Origin of the sequence: Tepidanaerobacter syntrophicus (assembly GCF_001485475.2) — a bacterium.
Classification (GTDB): domain Bacteria; phylum Bacillota; class Thermosediminibacteria; order Thermosediminibacterales; family Tepidanaerobacteraceae; genus Tepidanaerobacter; species Tepidanaerobacter syntrophicus.
Window position 1 is genome coordinate 529,184 of sequence record NZ_DF977003.1, and the last position, 18,117, is coordinate 547,300.

General features: G+C 38.2%; 19 protein-coding genes. All 19 read right to left on the reverse strand.

Annotated elements, in window-relative coordinates:
• Nucleotides 1-11 precede the first annotated feature (11 nt).
• Entirely contained in the window at nucleotides 12-2,084 is a 2,073-nt protein-coding gene (gene topA, locus TSYNT_RS11525; RefSeq protein WP_059034188.1) for a type I DNA topoisomerase, read from the reverse strand.
• Between the two features lie 74 nt (nucleotides 2,085-2,158).
• Entirely contained in the window at nucleotides 2,159-3,256 is a 1,098-nt protein-coding gene (gene dprA, locus TSYNT_RS11530; protein ID WP_059034190.1) for a DNA-processing protein DprA, read from the reverse strand.
• Between the two features lie 18 nt (nucleotides 3,257-3,274).
• Complete coding sequence (gene cobO / locus TSYNT_RS11535) at nucleotides 3,275-3,805, reverse strand: cob(I)yrinic acid a,c-diamide adenosyltransferase (RefSeq protein ID WP_059034192.1); 531 nt, start codon at nucleotides 3,803-3,805, stop codon at nucleotides 3,275-3,277.
• Between the two features lie 20 nt (nucleotides 3,806-3,825).
• Nucleotides 3,826-5,364 carry a YifB family Mg chelatase-like AAA ATPase gene (locus tag TSYNT_RS11540; RefSeq protein ID WP_059034194.1) on the reverse strand — a complete coding sequence of 513 codons (1,539 nt, stop codon included), beginning with the start codon at nucleotides 5,362-5,364 and terminating at the stop codon, nucleotides 3,826-3,828.
• Nucleotides 5,365-5,385: 21 nt separating this feature from the next.
• A complete protein-coding gene (locus TSYNT_RS11545; RefSeq protein WP_059034196.1) occupies nucleotides 5,386-5,739 on the reverse strand; it encodes a YraN family protein in 354 nt (117 codons plus the stop codon).
• Nucleotides 5,739-6,374 carry a ribonuclease HII gene (locus TSYNT_RS11550; RefSeq protein WP_059034198.1) on the reverse strand — a complete coding sequence of 212 codons (636 nt, stop codon included), beginning with the start codon at nucleotides 6,372-6,374 and terminating at the stop codon, nucleotides 5,739-5,741. Before TSYNT_RS11550 ends, TSYNT_RS11545 begins: the two co-directional genes overlap by 1 nt.
• Nucleotides 6,375-6,411: 37 nt before the next feature.
• Nucleotides 6,412-7,248 (reverse strand): ribosome biogenesis GTPase YlqF, encoded by an 837-nt coding sequence (gene ylqF / locus TSYNT_RS11555; RefSeq protein WP_059034200.1) that lies wholly within the window; start codon nucleotides 7,246-7,248, stop codon nucleotides 6,412-6,414.
• A 36-nt stretch (nucleotides 7,249-7,284) separates the two neighbouring features.
• Entirely contained in the window at nucleotides 7,285-7,626 is a 342-nt protein-coding gene (gene rplS, locus TSYNT_RS11560) for a 50S ribosomal protein L19 (protein WP_059034203.1), read from the reverse strand.
• Nucleotides 7,627-7,722: 96 nt separating this feature from the next.
• Entirely contained in the window at nucleotides 7,723-8,442 is a 720-nt protein-coding gene (gene trmD, locus TSYNT_RS11565) for a tRNA (guanosine(37)-N1)-methyltransferase TrmD (protein ID WP_059034205.1), read from the reverse strand.
• Nucleotides 8,442-8,960, reverse strand: a complete 519-nt coding sequence (gene rimM / locus TSYNT_RS11570) for a ribosome maturation factor RimM (RefSeq protein ID WP_059034207.1) — start codon at nucleotides 8,958-8,960, stop codon at nucleotides 8,442-8,444. Before rimM ends, trmD begins: the two co-directional genes overlap by 1 nt.
• A 36-nt stretch (nucleotides 8,961-8,996) precedes the next feature.
• A complete protein-coding gene (locus TSYNT_RS11575; protein ID WP_059034209.1) occupies nucleotides 8,997-9,224 on the reverse strand; it encodes a KH domain-containing protein in 228 nt (75 codons plus the stop codon).
• A 39-nt stretch (nucleotides 9,225-9,263) separates the two neighbouring features.
• Nucleotides 9,264-9,557 (reverse strand): 30S ribosomal protein S16, encoded by a 294-nt coding sequence (gene rpsP, locus TSYNT_RS11580; RefSeq protein ID WP_059034210.1) that lies wholly within the window; start codon nucleotides 9,555-9,557, stop codon nucleotides 9,264-9,266.
• A gap of 13 nt (nucleotides 9,558-9,570) precedes the next feature.
• Nucleotides 9,571-10,908 (reverse strand): signal recognition particle protein, encoded by a 1,338-nt coding sequence (ffh, locus tag TSYNT_RS11585; protein WP_059034212.1) that lies wholly within the window; start codon nucleotides 10,906-10,908, stop codon nucleotides 9,571-9,573.
• Between the two features lie 2 nt (nucleotides 10,909-10,910).
• Nucleotides 10,911-11,270, reverse strand: coding sequence for a YlxM family DNA-binding protein (gene ylxM / locus TSYNT_RS11590; RefSeq protein WP_059034214.1), 360 nt, complete (start codon nucleotides 11,268-11,270; stop codon nucleotides 10,911-10,913).
• Between the two features lie 85 nt (nucleotides 11,271-11,355).
• Complete coding sequence (locus tag TSYNT_RS11595) at nucleotides 11,356-12,354, reverse strand: M42 family metallopeptidase (protein ID WP_059034215.1); 999 nt, start codon at nucleotides 12,352-12,354, stop codon at nucleotides 11,356-11,358.
• On the reverse strand, nucleotides 12,355-13,368 hold the full coding sequence (locus TSYNT_RS11600) for a M42 family metallopeptidase (protein WP_059034217.1): 1,014 nt from the start codon (nucleotides 13,366-13,368) through the stop codon (nucleotides 12,355-12,357).
• Complete coding sequence (locus TSYNT_RS11605) at nucleotides 13,353-14,393, reverse strand: M42 family metallopeptidase (protein ID WP_059034219.1); 1,041 nt, start codon at nucleotides 14,391-14,393, stop codon at nucleotides 13,353-13,355. The genes TSYNT_RS11600 and TSYNT_RS11605 overlap by 16 nt, the downstream gene beginning before the upstream one ends.
• 94 nt (nucleotides 14,394-14,487) lie before the next feature.
• Nucleotides 14,488-16,392: an ABC transporter ATP-binding protein gene (locus TSYNT_RS11610; RefSeq protein ID WP_059034221.1), complete on the reverse strand. Its 1,905-nt coding sequence runs from the start codon at nucleotides 16,390-16,392 to the stop codon at nucleotides 14,488-14,490.
• Nucleotides 16,389-18,116 carry an ABC transporter ATP-binding protein gene (locus tag TSYNT_RS11615; RefSeq protein ID WP_059034223.1) on the reverse strand — a complete coding sequence of 576 codons (1,728 nt, stop codon included), beginning with the start codon at nucleotides 18,114-18,116 and terminating at the stop codon, nucleotides 16,389-16,391. Before TSYNT_RS11615 ends, TSYNT_RS11610 begins: the two co-directional genes overlap by 4 nt.
• Nucleotide 18,117: the final 1 nt, after the last annotated feature.

Sequence of the window (18,117 nt, forward strand, 5' to 3'; positions counted from 1 at the left end):
CTCCTTACTTTCTATTTAGAAGTATATCCACATTCTTTATTAGTACAGGCTTCATATTCGCCTGCCTTTGCTCTTTTTTTAACCATAAGGGAACCACATTTTGGACAAGGTTTGTCAATAGGTCTTTCCCATGAAACAAATTTGCAATCGGGGTAATTTGAGCATCCATAGAAGGTCCTTCCACGTTTTGACCTTTTGACAACAATATCGCCTCCGCACAAAGGACATTTCACCCCAATTTCGGTTACTATCGGCTTAGTATTTTTACACTCCGGAAAGCCGGGGCAAGCTAAGAATTTGCCGTATCTTCCTGTTTTTATAACCATATTTCGACCACAGAACTCACATTTCTCATCAGTTACTTCATCTTCTATAGTAATTTTTTCTAATTCCTGTTCTGCGATTTTAAGCTTTTCTTCAAAAGGAACATAAAAAGACTCTAAGACTTCTTGGCGATTCTGTTGGCCGGCTTCGATTTTATCCAGCTTTTCTTCCATTTCTGCAGTAAAGTCAATGTCGATAATATCCTCAAAAAATTCCTGTAATACTTGCACCACAATTTCTCCGAGCTCAGTAGGCTTGAAACGGCCCTTTTCCTTTTCTACATAACCACGTTTTTGTATAACATCAATGGTAGGTGCATAAGTACTGGGCCTTCCAATTCCCTTTTCTTCTAAGGTCTTTACCAGCATAGCCTCCGTGTATCTCGGCGGTGGTTGAGTAAAATGCTGTTCAGGGAGCAATTTTACTAATTTGAGAATCTGTCCTTCCTTTAAGACAGGTAGCTTGCTTTCTTCATTTGCAGTTTCTTCATCAGAACCTTCTGTATATAGTAACATAAAACCGGGAAATTTCATAGTTGATCCTGAAACCTTAAAAAGATATTCTCCAGCTTTGATACTTATGGATACTGTGTCATATATAGCAGGAGACATCTGGCTGCTGACAAATCTATCCCAAATAAGCTTATACAACTTATATTGATCTTTTGTCAGAGAATCTTTCACCTTTTCAGGCGTTCTCATTACCGATGTAGGTCTTATACCTTCATGGGCGTCTTGAATGTTCTTATCATTTTTCTTGCGTGTAGGCGCGCCGTTGCTTACATATTCCTTACCATACGTTTCGCCAATATAGTTTTGAGCTTCTTTTTTCGCCTGTTCGGATATTCTTGTGGAATCTGTTCGCATATAAGTTATTAATCCTACGGTTCCCTCGCCTTTAACATCCAAACCTTCATACAACTGCTGTGCTACCATCATGGTTTTTTTAGCTGTAAAACCTAATTTTCTAGCTGCTTCTTGCTGCATACTGCTTGTTGTAAAAGGGGGATAAGGCATCTTTTTTCTTTCGCTTGTTTTTATTTCAGTAACTTGAAAAGTCTTATCTTTCAAGTCCTCTACTATTTTGTCGGCCTCGTCTTTATTTTCTATTTTTAATTTTTCATCGCCTTTTGAGTAAAGACGAGCCCTTATTTTTTCCTTACCGTCTTTTAAGTCTGCATCAATTGTCCAATATTCTACAGGAACAAATTCTCGTATTTCCTTCTCTCTGTCGCATATAATTCTGACGGCAACTGATTGAACTCTTCCAGCGCTTAGCCCTCTTTTTATTTTTTTCCAAAGTATCGGGCTTATTTTGTAGCCTACCAATCTATCTAAGATTCTTCTTGCCTGTTGAGCTTCAACTAAATCTAAATTTATTTTTCGAGGTTTCTTAATAGACTCTAAGACAGCATTCTTTGTAACTTCGTAAAACTCTACTCTATACGGATCATTTTCCGGAAGGCCAAGGGCGTTTGCAAGATGCCAAGAAATTGCCTCTCCTTCTCTGTCCGGGTCTGTTGCAAGCAAAACTTTATCTGCCTTTGCCGCTTCCTTTTTTAAGTTATTCAGCAGCGGTCCTTTTCCTCGTATTGTAATATATCTCGGCTCAAATCCGGCTTTTATGTCTATTCCTAATTGACTTTTTGGTAAATCTTTAACATGTCCCATCGAAGCTGCCACTTTATAGTTTTTGCCCAAATATTTAGTTAAGGTTTTAGCCTTTGCGGGAGATTCGACTATAATCAAAGTTTTAGCCATTTAATACCACCCTTATTTATTAAGCACTTACTATTAACTGTTCTTACATTATAATAACTTTTTTTAGATAAAAGTCAAATTTTTGCAAAATAGCCTCCGCCCAGTGCTGAAATATAGCCTTTAAGTTCAAGATGTGTAAGCAAGATGTTGATACTGCCCGGCGTTTTATGGCTCAGGCTTATAATTTCTTCAATATAAGTTGGTTGATAATCAATTATATCTAAAATGCCCTTTTCTTCGCAAGTAAGATCAGGCTTATTTGCCTTACCTGAGGAAGCTATAGATTCCGGAAGATTTTCAAGATAGAGTTCATCAAGTATATCCTCAACATTTTCTACAAGTTTTGCTCCCTGCTTTATTAGTTTATGAGTACCTGAGCTATAGGGATTGAAAATACTGCCGGGCACTGCAAAGACCTCTCTGCCTTGTTCTAGTGAAAAATCAGCAGTTATCAGGGAGCCGCTCTTTTTTGCAGCCTCTACTACTAGAGTTCCTAAGGAAAGTCCGCTGATAATTCGATTTCTTGCAGGAAAATTCGCACCCTGTGGAGGCGTACCTAATGGAAAACTTGAAATTACACAACCACTTTCTACTATATCTTTCATTAAACCGGTATTTTCCGGAGGATATACAATATCGATTCCGCATCCCAAAACGGCAATTGTAAAGCCATTTGCTTCTAAAGCTCCTTTATGGGCACAAGAATCTATCCCACGTGCCATACCGCTTACTATGTTTATATCCACGGCAGCTAGCTCTCTTGCAAACTTTGCTGCCACATTTTTACCATAAGCAGAGGCTTTACGGGAACCGACTATAGCAATAGAATGGGGGCTTAGAGGCGCTGTGCCTTTAAAATAAAGGACCGGTGGCGGATCATATATTTCTTTGAGCAAAAAAGGATATTTATCGTCCTTTAGAGTAATGACTTTTATGTTCAGATTGTTTGCCTTTTTAATCTCTTTATATGGATCGAATTTGCTTCGATATTCTAATATTTTCTCACAGATTATTTCGCCAACACCGTTAATTTCCAAAAAATCTTCACGTTTAGCTTCTAAAAAAGTTTTATAATTTTTAAAACGCATAGCTAGTTTTTGAATTTTCCTGGGACCTAATCCGGGAATAGCATTTAATGTAACTAAAAGCAGCTTATCATCTTTTTCTGTCATATTTTTACTGTTTTAATATTAATATTCTATGCCGGGCTGTGCCTTAATTCCCTGCTTATAATGATGCTTAATTTCTCTTACCTCGCTTACCATATCAGCTGCTTCTAGGATTTTCTCGGGAGCGTATCTTCCTGTTAAAACAAGTGTCACATGTTCAGGTTTTATAGATATTAGATCTAAAACATCTTCTTCCTTTATTAGACCATAGTCCACAGCTACATTTATCTCGTCTAGAATGACTAAATCATATTCACCTGATGATATGACATCTTTTGCAAGATCAATACCTTCTTTGGCAAGTTTTAGGTCTTCCTCTGAAGGCTTTCCCTTTTTAACAAACTTGTCCAAACCTTTTTGCACCAGTTCGGCATTGGGTAGATACTTTCTTACTGCCTGGACTTCTCCGTATTTTTCATTGCCTTTCATAAATTGGATTATGTAAACTTTTTCATCATGTCCTACGGCGCGCAATGCCAAACCTAATGCTGCTGTGGTTTTACCTTTTCCGTTGCCGGTATAAACAAGCACTAAACCCTTTTTGTTTTCCATTTAATTTTACTCCCCTCATTTTAATTTACGATTTGATCTTCTTCTCTACCATGATACTGCAAAGCTTCAGCTACATGATATTCTTTAATTAAATCCTTTTCTTCCAAATCAGCTATAGTTCTCGAAACCTTCAATATTTTATTATAGGCTCGAGCACTCAGCTTCATTCTATTAAACGCTTGCTTCAGCAGCACTTTTCCATTCTTGTCAAGTCTGCAATATTTGTTTATCATGGCAGGCGTCAGCTGAGAATTCCAATATACATTGCTATTTTTATACCTTTCTAGCTGAAGCTGTCGCGCTGCTTCCACTCGCTTCCTAATTGTAGCAGAATCTGTTGTGGACGGTCCCTCAAGTTCTGAAAACTTGACCGGCGCAACTTCTAAATTCATGTCCATTCTGTCAAGCAACGGTCCTGAGATTTTCCCCCGATACTTATGTATTTGGCGCATCGTGCAGCTGCACTGATGAAAAGGACTGTTATAAAACCCGCAGGGACAGGGATTCATCGAAGCTACCATCATAAATTTAGATGGAAATGATACAGTTGCATGTGCTCTTGCTATAGTAATTTTTCCGTCTTCCAAAGGCTGCCGCAAAAGTTCAAGTATCTCCCTCGGAAATTCCGGAAGCTCATCTAAGAATAAAACGCCGTTATGAGCTAATGTGATTTCCCCCGGTTTTGGTATGCGGCCACCTCCTACCATCCCGCTCGGCGTAATTGTGTGATGGGGAGATCTGAAAGGCCTTGTTCTTATAAGCCCCGAATGATCAGAAATAAGACCTGCTATACTATAGATTTTAGTAGTTTCCAGTGATTCTTCAAAAGTCATAGACGGAAGGATAGTGGGAATCCGTCTTGCAATCATGGTCTTACCGGAGCCCGGTGGTCCTGTCATTATCAAATTATGCTGGCCCGCTGCGGCAATTTCAAGGCATCTTTTTAAGTTTTCTTGACCTTTAACTTCCGAGAAATCTCCTTCAAATTTTATTTCGTCTTCGTTGTTCCTGTTTTTGTGCAAAATATCGTTACGCCTTTCGGCCTTATGTTCACCTTTAAAATACAATGCTGCTTCTTTTAAAGAAGTTACACCTACAGCTTCTATACCACTAACAACTGAGGCTTCTTCTACATTTTCAATTGGCACGATAATTCCCTTAAGCCCTTGCTGTTTTGCTTCAATGCTCATAGCCAAAACACCGTTTACAGGTCTTACACGTCCATCTAATGAAAGCTCTCCTATTATTGCATATCCCTTTAATGCTTCTTGCGGCAATTGGTCTGTTGCGGCAAGAATGCCTATTGCTATCGGCAGATCAAAATGGGGACCTTCCTTCCTAATATCGGCAGGGGCTAAATTTAAGGTAATCCTTTTGATGGGAAAATCAAATTCTTGATTTTTTATAGCCGATCTTACTCGCTCTCGTGATTCCCTTACAGCTGTATCAGGCAACCCCACTATGTCAAAAGATGGTAATCCGTTTGAAATATCTACCTCTACGTCTACCAAAAAGCTTTCCAGACCATATATTGAACAACTTTTTGTTTGAGCCAACATTTTACCAAATCACATCCTAAATTAAAAGGCATTTTCAATATGCTCTATTTCAAATTTATTATTGTTATTAAGCATAATGTCTATGACATCAAATCTTATACCGTCAAAATAGCCGGGATTCTCTTTGAGGTAGTATAAGGCAACCTTCCTTATTTTTTGCTGTTTTACATAATTTACGGCTTCCATCCCTCTTCCGTAGTTTGTAGATTTTCGTGTCTTAACTTCTACAAAGATTATAATTCCTTTGTTTTCTGCTATAATATCTATTTCTCCATACTTACAGTTGAAATTCATTTTAAGTATTCTGTAATGTTTACATTGTAAATATTGTGCTGCATACTGTTCACCTAAAGTTCCAAGTTTTTTTGGGTTCATTACTTATTCTCGAGGGATTTTACTGAAAAACTCTGTCTATGAATAGGACACGGGCCATATTTTTTTAGTGCATCAATATGCTCTTTGGTGCCATAGCCTTTGTTTCTTATAAATCCATAATCGGGATAAAGCGTATCATATTCTCTCATTATTCTATCTCTATTAACTTTTGCTACAATCGAGGCTGCGGCTATACATGCGCTAAGGCTATCTCCATGAATTATGCTTTCTTGGGGTATATCTATGTCAGGTATTTCTTCAGCATCCACTAGAATATATTCTGGCCGTATAGGCAGCTTATATATAGCATTTCTCATTGCAAGCAGTGTTGCATTTAAAATGTTGTTTTTATCAATATAATCAGGCTCTACTATGTCAAAAGAATATGCAAGAGCTTTTTTACAGATATCTTCATAAACCCTTTCTCTCTTCTTTTCGCTTATTTTTTTAGAGTCTTTCAAATCAATTATTTCTGTGTCAATAGCTAAAATAACGGCTCCGGCCACTACCGGACCTGCCAGTGGTCCGCGACCCGCCTCGTCTACTCCCGCAATCAGCATATAGCCCTTCTTGCTAAGACTTCTTTCCTTTTCATAAAGTTTTGATATTCGAATCCTTTCTTTCTCAAGATCCATCTGTATCACCTCTTTAAAAATCCTTAGCCGTATTTATTCAATCTTTTTTATCTGGCATTTCATCAGGTCTCTCTAAAGATATGCGACCGAGTTTCCCCTCTTGAAATTCTTTTATAACAGTCTTTGCAGTTCTTTCTATATCAACAGAACCGCCGTTTGTCAAAAAACCTCGAGCTTTTCCTATGCTTTCTAACACTTTTGAAGAATTGAAGTCAAGGTTGACGCCATATCTTTTCTCAATATTTGTAGGATAATTTTTTAATAAATATTCAATTAAAGTTTTTGCAAGCTCCTCAAAATCTAAGATATCAGGATTAATCGTTCCCAATATCGCAAGCTTTGCAGCTATAAATCTGTCTTCATACTTTGGCTGCAGGATCCCCGGAGTATCAAGTAGTTCTAAATCATCGCTCGCTTTTATCCATGCAATATTTTTTGTTATACCGGGAAAGTCTCCTGTTTTTGCAGTCTTTCTGCCCTTTATCTGATTAATGAATGTAGATTTTCCTACATTCGGAGCACCTACCACCACGCACCTTAAAGGAGCGATGCGAGATTTATTTTTGGGTTTAGATAGAAGGCCATAAAGTTTATTTAATTCCGATTTTTTTAAAGCGTTTATAGCAATTGCCATAATACTACCAGAGTTAAAATATTCAAGCCACATTTGAGTTATCTTCAGATCGGCAAGGTCTGCTTTGTTAAGGACTATTATGATATTTTTGCCGGAGGCGAGTTTTTCTATGTTTTTTATCCTTGTAGAAACAGGCGCCCGAGCATCAACAATTTCTATGATGCCGTCTGCCAGCTTTAAATAATTTTTGATTGACTTTTTTGCCTTTTCCATATGGCCCGGGTACCATTGAATATCCAAAACTCTCACCTCTTTGAAAAGTTAAAGGGACTGCTATCAGTCCCTTTCTTTTATTCTTGCAGCCTTACCCCTTAATTTACGCATGTAATAAAGCTTTGCCCGACGCACTTTACCTTTTTTAACAACTTCAATTTTGTCAATTCGTGGCGAGTTCAAAGGAAAGACTCTTTCAACGCCTACACCATATGAAATCTTACGAACTGTAAAAGTCTCTCTTAAGCCGCCGCCTTTTCTTGCAATTACAATGCCTTCAAAAACCTGAATTCTTTCGCGGCCGCCTTCTACAACTTTTGTATAAACTTTAACGGTATCGCCCGGTCTAAAATCAGGGATATCGGTTCTTACTTGTTCTTGTTCAACTGAAGTAACTAAATCCATTTTTCTCCCCTCCTTTTTGCTTTTATAATCAGTAGAAAAACTTGTCTTTGAAACAGGACAAGCTGTTGCAGCATACCGGATAAACTTACATAAGTTTTACTCAAGCAGTTTCCTATCTTCTTCAGTCAGCTCTATCTTCTCAAAAAGATCCGGCCTTTTTTCTTTGGTTCTTATTAGAGCTGCTTTTCGCCTATAGATTTCAATTTTTTTATGATCGCCCGATAAAAGGACATCAGGGACCTTTAATCCTCTGTAAATCTCGGGTCGCGTATATTGGGGGTATTCTAAGAGATTGTTGCAAAAAGATTCATTAACCGGAGAATCACTGCTTCCTAAGACACCGGGAACAAGCCTTATAACAGAATCTGTTACTGCAAGGGCAGGAATTTCTCCGCCTGTCAAAATAAAATCTCCCAGAGATATCTCATCTGTTATTATAGTCTTAACTCGTTCGTCTATGCCTTCATAATGTCCGCAAATAAAGACTAAATTCTGTTCGCAAGACAACTCCTGAGCTATGGCTTGGTTAAAAATTTTGCCTTGAGGGGACAATAAAATTATTCGCCTGTTTGTAGACTCAATCTTCTTTTCCACATATTCCACCGATTCAAAAATCGGTTCCGGTTTCATAACCATCCCACAGCCTCCGCCATAAGGATAGTCGTCAACCTTTTTATGTTTATCATGGGAAAAATCTCGTATGTTTATAAGTTCAATTTTGACTAAGTTTCGATCGATGGCTCGCTTTATTATGCTCACGCTAAAGGGGCTCTCAAAAAACTCGGGAAACAATGTAAGTATATAAATGTTAAGCACTAGAACATCCCCTCCAGCGGTTCAATCGCTATTATGCCATTTTCAAAATCTATCTTCTTTACTACTTGTCTAATCGCCGGAATGAGGATTTCTGATTTAGCATCTGTTTCTATGATGTATACATCATTTGCGCCTGTTTGAAGAACATCTTTGACTGTTCCGATATATGTTCCGGAAGTTTCATCAAAGACCCTAAGACCCACTATATCACATATAAAGTAGCGGCCTTCGGGCAATTTTACTGCATCTTCTCTCCTGACGGCAATATAGCATCCCCTCAAATCATCTGCCTTGTCTTTTGAATCTACCCCATTAAATTTAATAATCGGAAAATAGCCTTTTAACAGTGTAATCGATTCTATCTTACAACAAACAAATTCCCCTTTTAGGTTAATAAAAACCTTTTCCAATTTCTTGAATCTTTCAGGAAAATCCGTTAAAGGTTCAACTTTGACTTGTCCTTTAACACCCCAAGAAGATATTATTCGGCCTATGGTTATATAATATTTTTCGTTCAAATTCCTTCTCCCCAGGCTTACTTCTCGGATGATTTTTTATATAATCTCCACAACAACTCTTTTGCCTTCCTTTGCCGCTGCAGCTTTTACAACGGTCCTGATAGCTTTGGCAATTCTGCCTTGTTTGCCAATCACCTTTCCCATGTCTTCAGGGTCAACCTTAAGCTCTAGTATAACAGACTGTTCTCCTTCGATTTGGTTTACGACAACATTTTCAGGATGATCTACCAATGCTTTTGCGATATACTCAACTAATTCTGTCACTTGATATTTCCCCCTTTAGATTAACTAAGTTATTATTGCTTACAACGACTCAGCTTCACCTTCGCTATTTTGTTTTGCAGCTTTCTTGTCAGGCAAAATCCCGGCATTTTTAAATAAATACTTTACTGTGTCAGTTGGGATAGCTCCATTTTTAAGCCATTCAACAGCTCGCTCTTCATTTAATTTTATTTTGATAGGATCTGCCAAAGGATCATAGTAGCCAATCTCTTCTATAAACCTGCCATCTCTTGGCATACGGCTATCGGCAACCACAACTCTGTAGAAAGGTTTTTTCTTGGCGCCCATGCGCTTTAGTCTTATTTTTACTGCCATTGTCTCACCTCCTTTAAAAGTTAAAAAATGGTAATTTTTGACGAGACTTTTTGCCGCTTTTTTCAATTCGCGTAAATTGTTTTATCATTTTTTTAGTTTGCTCATACTGCTTTAGTAGCCTATTTACATCTTGAATGGCAGTTCCACTGCCGGCTGCTATTCGTCTGCGCCTGCTGCCATTTATTATTGACGGGTCGCTGCGCTCAGAAGGTGTCATAGAGCTAATGATGGCCTCTATTCGAACCAGTTCTTTATCATCTACTTCTACACCTTTTAGTTTTTGCTGAGAAAAACCGGGTATCATATCGAGTATTTGGCTCAAAGAACCCATTTTTTTAACTTGAGATAGCTGTTCCATAAAATCGTTAAGATCAAAATTCTGGGTCTTTAACTTTTCTTCCAATTCTTGAGCTTTTTTAAGGTCAAAATCTGCCGTGGCCTTTTCTATCAGCGATAGAACATCACCCATTCCCAAGATTCGAGACGCCATTCTCTCAGGGTAAAAGCTTTCTAAGTCGTCAAGCTTTTCTCCCATTCCTACAAATTTTATAGGGCATCCTGTAACAGCTTTTGCAGAAAGAGCAGCACCGCCTCTGGTATCGCCATCGAGTTTTGTAAGTATTAAGCCTGTTAAGCTTAATTTTTTGTTAAATTCTTCTGCTACATTAACTGCATCCTGGCCTGTCATACTGTCTACCACAAGCAAAATCTCCGATGGATTTACCGCATTTTTTATGTTTATAAGTTCATCCATTAATTCATCATCTATGTGCAGGCGCCCTGCTGTATCTATTATTACGACATTATGGTTATTTTTTCTTGCATATTCTATTGCCGCTTTAGATATGTCCACTGGATTTTGCTGCCCCATTGAAAAAACGGGCAGGCCTACTTTATCTCCAATTACCTGAAGTTGCTTTATAGCAGCTGGGCGGTAGACGTCTGCTGCAACCAGTAGAGGTTTTTTACCATCTTTTGCAAAAAATTTGCCCAGTTTACCTGCTGTAGTGGTCTTGCCTGATCCCTGCAGACCAACCATCATTATAACGGTTATGTCTTTAGAAAAATCGATTTTACTTTGAGCAGGTCCCATCAAGGCAACAAGTTCTTCGTTGACAATTTTTATAACTTGTTGAGCGGGAGTCAAGCTCTCCATGACTTCTTGTCCTATAGCACGTTCGGTGATTCTGGCAACCAATTCCTTTACAACTTTAAAATTTACGTCCGCCTCCAGCAAAGCCAGGCGAACTTCCTTCATTGCTTGTTTTACATCAGCTTCTGATAATTTGCCCTTACCGCGAAGCTTTTTGAAAATATCATTTAATTTTTGAGTAAGGGACTCAAAGGCCAAACTTATTCACCGCCTTCTTGCAATAATGAATATACGCAATCACAAATGTCTTCGTATTTTTCTTTAAAGGCACTATCCACACCGGGTTCTATTTCCTTAAGAACTTCTAGTATGTGTTTGATCTCTTTTTCTTGTTTTAGGTATCTTTTTACCATTCCCAAATTTTCTTCGAAATTAATCAGCATTTCCTGGCTTCTACGCAGAGCATCATAAACACCTTGGCGTGTTATGCCTGTAATTTCTGCTATTTCGCCAAGAGACAAGTCGTTAAAGTAATGCATTTTGAAAACATTTCTTTGATTTTCTGTTAGAAGACTGCCATAGCAGTCAAACAAAAGATTAAGTTTTGTAATATTATCCATGAAAATCACCTGTAAAGCAAAATAACTTTACAGGTGTTATTTTACATAAATATCGGGTGTAAGTCAACTCTTTTTTGTATTAAAATTATTTGTCAATTTTTATCCCGTCTTGAAGAATGTTTAAAAGGAGTTTTGCGCCATTTTCCATATCTGAAATATCTACCATCTCACTGTCAGAATGAATATATCTGCATGGTATCGAAAGACATCCTGTAGGAACACCGCTTTTGCTCAATGCTATTGCTCCGGAATCTGTTCCTCCGGCTTTAAGAACTTCCATTTGATAAGGTATATTATATTTTTCGGCTTTTTCTTTCATTAAATTCTTGATTGCCGGGTGTACCATTACTGACTGATCAAATACTTTAACAGCCGGGCCGGCGCCAAGTTTTACGGCCATTGGCAAAGATTTTGGGGTATCTCCTGTATCCGTTACATCAACTGCTATAGCTGCATATGGTTCAATGGCATATGCAGCAGTAGTTGCGCCTCGAAGGCCTAATTCTTCTTGAACAGTAAAAACAAAATATACTTCATGAGGACAGGTCTGAATGTTTTTTAAGGTTTCAATAAGCAGCGCACACGATGCTCTGTTATCCATGGCGCAAGAAGTACATCGTGTACCATTTTCAGCAAAAGGTGTGTAATAAACCGCTGCATCTCCAATATTTACTCTTGAAAGAGCATCATCTTTGTCCTTTGCTCCTATATCTATATAAAGATTGTTTAAAGTTATGTCTTTTATTTCTTTAATTTCGCTTTCGTAGCTTACGACACCTACTGTACCGTTTTTAAAAATCACTTTCCTGTTAATAAGATCTGTTACGCTAAAACCACCTGCCGGAGCAAATCTTAAAAAGCCATTTTCGTCAACAAATGTAACCACAAGACCAATTTGATCCATATGGGCAGCCAGCATTATTTTGGAACCTGTTCCTTTTTTTACAGCTATTAAATTTCCCATAACATCAGTTCTGATTTCATCTGCAAAACCTTCTATTTCATTTATTATACTTTCTCTTATAAGTTCTTCATTGCCTGACGGGCCGAATACAGATACAAGTTTTTTTAAAAGCTCCTTCATTTAAAGCACACCCTTTCTTAAAAATTCTTTAATTAACTTTATGGTATTTTCATAATCCTTTATGTCCATCATAGATACCGGAGAATGTATATATCTTACAGGAACCGACACTACGCCCGTTCGAACACCTTCATGTGCAAGTTGAATTATGCCTGCATCATTGCCGCCTGTCATGGTTCTTTTTATTTGATAAGGAATATTGCAAGATTCAGCTGTGTCTATTAAGGCAGAGACTATCTCTTTTGAAGAATATGAGCTTCTGTCGATTATCGAAATAGCCGGCCCAATTCCCATAACTGTGGAATACATATGTTCATCTGCTCCAGGCACGTCAGAGCATGTAGTCCCTTCTATCGCTATACCTATATCGGGATTTATTTTATAAGATGCTGTCATCGCACCTCGAAGGCCTACTTCTTCTTGAACCGCAAAACATGCGTAAATATCGTCAGGATAACTTTCTTTTAGTGTTTCTATAAGAACACCGCAGCCGGCTCTGTCGTCTAATGCTTTAGCCTTTATCTTACCATTTCCTATCTCCTCAAATTCTGTGGTAAACGCTGCATAATCCCCTAATTTTACAAGCTTTTCAGCTTCTTCTTTTGACGAGGCTCCGATGTCTATATACATATTTTCCTGCTTTATTACATTTTCTCTTTCGCTTTTTTCTTGCAAATGTATAGCCTTTACGCCGATTACTCCAAACACCTTTCCGCCTATAAGCACTCTTTTTGAAAGTAGAACTCGTTGGTCTATTCCTATAGTGCCAAACTTCAACATACCATTATCGCAGATATATGTAATAATAAGGCCTACCTCATCCATATGGGCATCAAGCATTATCTTCTTTGGATGCTCTTTTGTTCCTTTTTTAAAAGCTATCAGATTACCCATGCTGTCTATATGAATGTTATCAACGTATGGGGTGATTTCTTCCTTTATAAGTTCCCTGATTTTGTTTTCGTTTCCCGAAACACCATCTGTTTCAGTGAGACGCTTTAATAGCTCAACCATTCTTTCTCCTCCTTTAGCGAAGCTATGAAAAGAGCTATGAGCCTTGCTGCCTTCTTTACATCATCTATATTTAAGGTTTCAACGGTTGTATGCATATATCTAAGCGGAATGGAAACAAGCACACAAGGCACGCCATCTTTAGATACCTGCATCACCCATGCATCAGTGCCGCTGCGCCCGGGTATGACATCGCTTTGATAGTCTATGCCATACTCTTTTGCTGTATCTATGAGTTTTTGTGTAAGTATAGGATGCATATTAGGGCCTATTCCTATAGCCGGTCCTTTGCCTATCACACAAGTTCTTTCTTTCGGCGCATCCGGAGTTTCTCCATGAGTTACATCTATTGCTATGCCAACATCCGGCGAAATTTTAAAAGTGCTTATTTTTGCTCCATGGCTTCCCAGCTCTTCCTGACTAGTTGCTACAAAATAAACCTCTCCGGTATAATTTAACTTGTCAAGCTCTTTCATAGCCTCAATCATAACAGCTACGCCGGCTCTGTCGTCTAAAGATTTGCCGCTTATCATCTTATCATTCATTTTTATAAGGGGGCTTTTAAAAGTTATTGGATCTCCTATGCTAATAAGTTGAATTAACTCATCTTTACTCATGCCGGTATCAATTGCCATATCTTTAATATCTATAGCCTTGTCTGATTCTCCCGGTTTTTGCAGATGCGGTGGTTTTGCCCCTATTATACCTAAAACCTCTTTACTGCCGTGTATTCTAACTTCCTGGCCGGGCAGTATTCTTTGATCTATTCCTATGCCGGTAAATTTTACAAAACCCTTATCGTCTATATCTGTTACCATCATCCCAACTTCGTCTAAGTGAGCCGCTAACATAACCTTCGGGCCACCAATTTTCTTGGATTTTTTGCCTATAACATTGTAAAAAGTATCTACCTCAACATCATCGCAAAGCTCTTTAAATATGTCGGCAGTTATGCTTGCAACATTTTTTTCATAACCTGATATTCCTGCAAGATTATTTACTTTAGATAAAAACTCCAGCGTATCCATCCGATACACTCCTTTCCTAGGTGCTTTCTCTATTATATCATAATAAGAATATCAAAAATGAAAAAATTCAGCAGGAATAACTTCCCGCTGAATTTTACATAACATTTGCTTGTTCATCTTCTACAAAGGCTCCAAGGAATTGACTCTTATACAGATCGGCATAAAAACCGCCCTTTGCCATCAGCTCTTCGTGGGTGCCTTGTTCTATTATCCGGCCGTGGTTCATAACTAAAATATTATCTGCATTTCTTATGGTGGATAGACGATGAGCGATAACAAAGCTTGTCCTGTTTGCCATAAGTTCCTTCATGGCTTTTTGAATAGACATTTCTGTTAGAGTATCTACATTGCTGGTTGCCTCATCGAGTATTAATATATCAGGATCTGCAAGAATAGCTCGCGCAATAGTAATAAGCTGTTTTTCACCCTGGGAAATATTCGAAGCATCCTCATTGAGCACTGTATTATACCCTTCAGGAAGCGCTTTTATAAAGTGGTGAGCATGAGCCGCTTTGGCAGCTCTTATTATTTCTTCATCTGTAGCTCCTTCTTTTCCATAAGCTATGTTATCTTTAACTGTGCCGCTAAAAAGCCAGGTGTCCTGAAGAACCATGCCAAAAATTTTCCTAAGGTTGCTTCTCTTAAGATCTCTGATATCTACATGATCTACCATTATCTTGCCCGAATCTATTTCGTAAAATCTCATAAGAAGATTTACAAGGGTTGTTTTTCCCGCACCTGTAGGTCCGACTATAGCAACCATTTGTCCCGGGTCTACATCTATTGTTAAATCTTCGATTAAAGGCTCATCTTTCTTATAGCTAAAATACACGTGATCTAAATCCACATACCCCTCAGCATTTTCAATAACTGTCGCATCTTCTTTGTCTGGTATCTCTTCTTCTTGATCTAGTATCTCGAATACCCTTTCCGCTGAAGCAATTGTAGACTGAATGATATTAGCTATATTTGCGGTTTGAGTTATAGGCTGCGTAAACTGCCGTGAATACTGAATGAATGCCTGCACATTGCCTATTGTGATACGTCCGCCGGCTACCATTATACCTCCGGTAACGCATACAAAGACATAACCCAGGTTACTGATAAAGTTCATAATAGGCATTATTATACCTGAAACAAACTGTGCCCGCCAGGATGCTCCATAAAGTTCTTCATTTATGGATTTAAATTCTTCAATAGCGTCTTCTTCATGACCGAAAGCTTTTACTACATTATGGCCGCCATACATTTCTTCCACATGACCGTTTAAATTGCCTAATACTCTTTGCTGCATAGCAAAATATTTTTGTGAGCGAGATGCAATAGATCTTATTGCTAATAAACTCAGCGGTAATGTTATTACAGTAACCAAAGTCAGTATAGGACTTATGGTCAGCATCATTACGATTACGCCGATAAGAGTGACAACTGCGGTAATCAGTTGAGTGATACTTTGCTGCAGCGTGGAGCTTATATTATCGACATCATTTGTGACTCGACTCAAAACTTCTCCATATGGGTTTGCATCAAAGAATTTAAGGGGTAATTTGGTCAATTTATCCATTATATCTGCCCTCATCGTTCTTACTACGCCTTGGGCTACTCCGGCCATCATATAATGCTGAATATAGTTAAATGCAGAACTCGTTATATACAGGCCGAGTAATATAAACAATATATGGGTTATATAAGCAAAATCTATGTGGGCCCCGGGCTCATGGCGCAGTATGGCCATAGAACCCTCGAAAAGCTTTGTTGTTGCCATTCCCATAATTTTAGGTCCTAAAATATTAAACACAGTGCTAAGAGCAGCCATACAGAATACAACTAAAATTATTGGGATATACGGCTTTATATAATTTAAAAGCCTCATCAAGCTGCCTTTAAAATCCTTGGGCTTTTCCATAGCTCTTGCCATAGGCGGTCCACCGCCGTGACCTCCTTTACGTCTTCCGCCGCCAAGTCTATGCCTATCTATTCTTTCGTTTTCGCTGCTCATGCTATCTCCTCCTCCGAAAGCTGGGAAAGCACAATATTTCTATATGTTTCACAGTTTTCATAGAGTTCTTTGTGTTTTCCTATACCTGCTATTCGCCCTTCATCTAATACAATTATTTGATCTGCATTCATAACTGTTGCGACACGTTGAGCTACAATTATTACAGTAGAATTTTTAGTCTCTTTGTTTAATGCCATTCTAAGCTTAGCATCTGTTTTAAAATCCAATGCAGAAAAACTATCATCAAACAAGTATATTTTAGGTTTTTTTACAATAGCCCTTGCAATACAAATTCTCTGTTTTTGACCGCCGGAAACGTTAAGACCGCCCTCTGCAAGTATTGTATCAAAGCCGTCTTTCATTTCATTTATAAATTCTGCTGCTTGAGCAATTTCTGCCGCATGCCGAACTTCCTCATCTGTAGCATCTTTTTTGCCATACCTTATATTTTCGGCAATAGTGCCTGTAAATAAAACAGACTTTTGGGGAACATAACCTATCCATGAACGAAGAACTTTCTGCGGAATGTTCCTTATGTCAATTCCATCTATAGTTATTTTGCCGGAGGTTACATCATAAAACCTCATTATAAGGTTGGAGATAGTAGACTTGCCTGAACCTGTAGCACCGATTATTGCAGTAGTGTGGCCCGGCAGTGCTTTAAATGATATATTAGATAATGCCGGCTCTTCAGCATCGGGATATTTGAATGTGACATCATCAAACTCTAATATCCCTTTTATTTCTTTTGGAATAACAGGATTTTCAGGATCTACTATTTCAGGCTCCATATTTAATACTTCTTTGATTCTTTCTACAGATGCGGCTGCACGAGGTATCATTATGAACATCATGGAAAGCATCATTGTAGAAAACATTATTTCCATGGCGTACTGGATAAATGCAAGAAGATCCCCTACTTCCATCATTGCTGCATTTATCTTGAGGCTTGCATACCACACAATGGCAACAGTTGTAACATTGAATATCAAGATAACAAGAGGCATCATTATAGCCATTAACCTATTTACTCTTATTGCTACATTCGTAAGATCAATATTTGCGGCATTAAAGCGTTTTTTCTCGTGTTCTACTCTGTTAAAGGCTCGAATAACTCTAACGCCTGTGAGATTTTCTCTCATCACTCTGTTTACAGTATCAATTTTTGCTTGCATGGCTCTAAAAAGCGGTAATGAAAACTTAGATAAGACAACTATTACTCCTGCTATTATAGGCACAACTATCCAAAAAACAAAAGAGAGACTTGGCGCAGTAGATACAGCCATTATTATAGCGCCTATAGCCATTATGGGAGACATAACTACCATTCTAAAAAATATCATTGCAACCATTTGCAGCTGAGTTACATCGTTTGTAGTTCTTGTTATAAGAGAAGCGGTTCCTATTTTATTAAATTCATTAAGAGAAAAACTCTCCACTTTCTTGAAAATACTTTCTCTAAGTGATTTGCCAAAACCCATCGCCGCCCTTGAAGAACAGTAGCTTGCCGCTATTGCAGCACATACAGCGCCAAGAGCCACTAGTAGCATTTTCCCTCCTACAGAAAGAATGTAACCGGTATTACCATTTACTATGCCAGTATTTACGATATCTGCAAGCATCGACGGCAGTATCAGCTGCGACATGGCCTGGCAGAATATAAAGATCAATGATGCTAAAATAAATATCCAATATGGTTTTAAATTGCTTAAGATTTTTTTCATA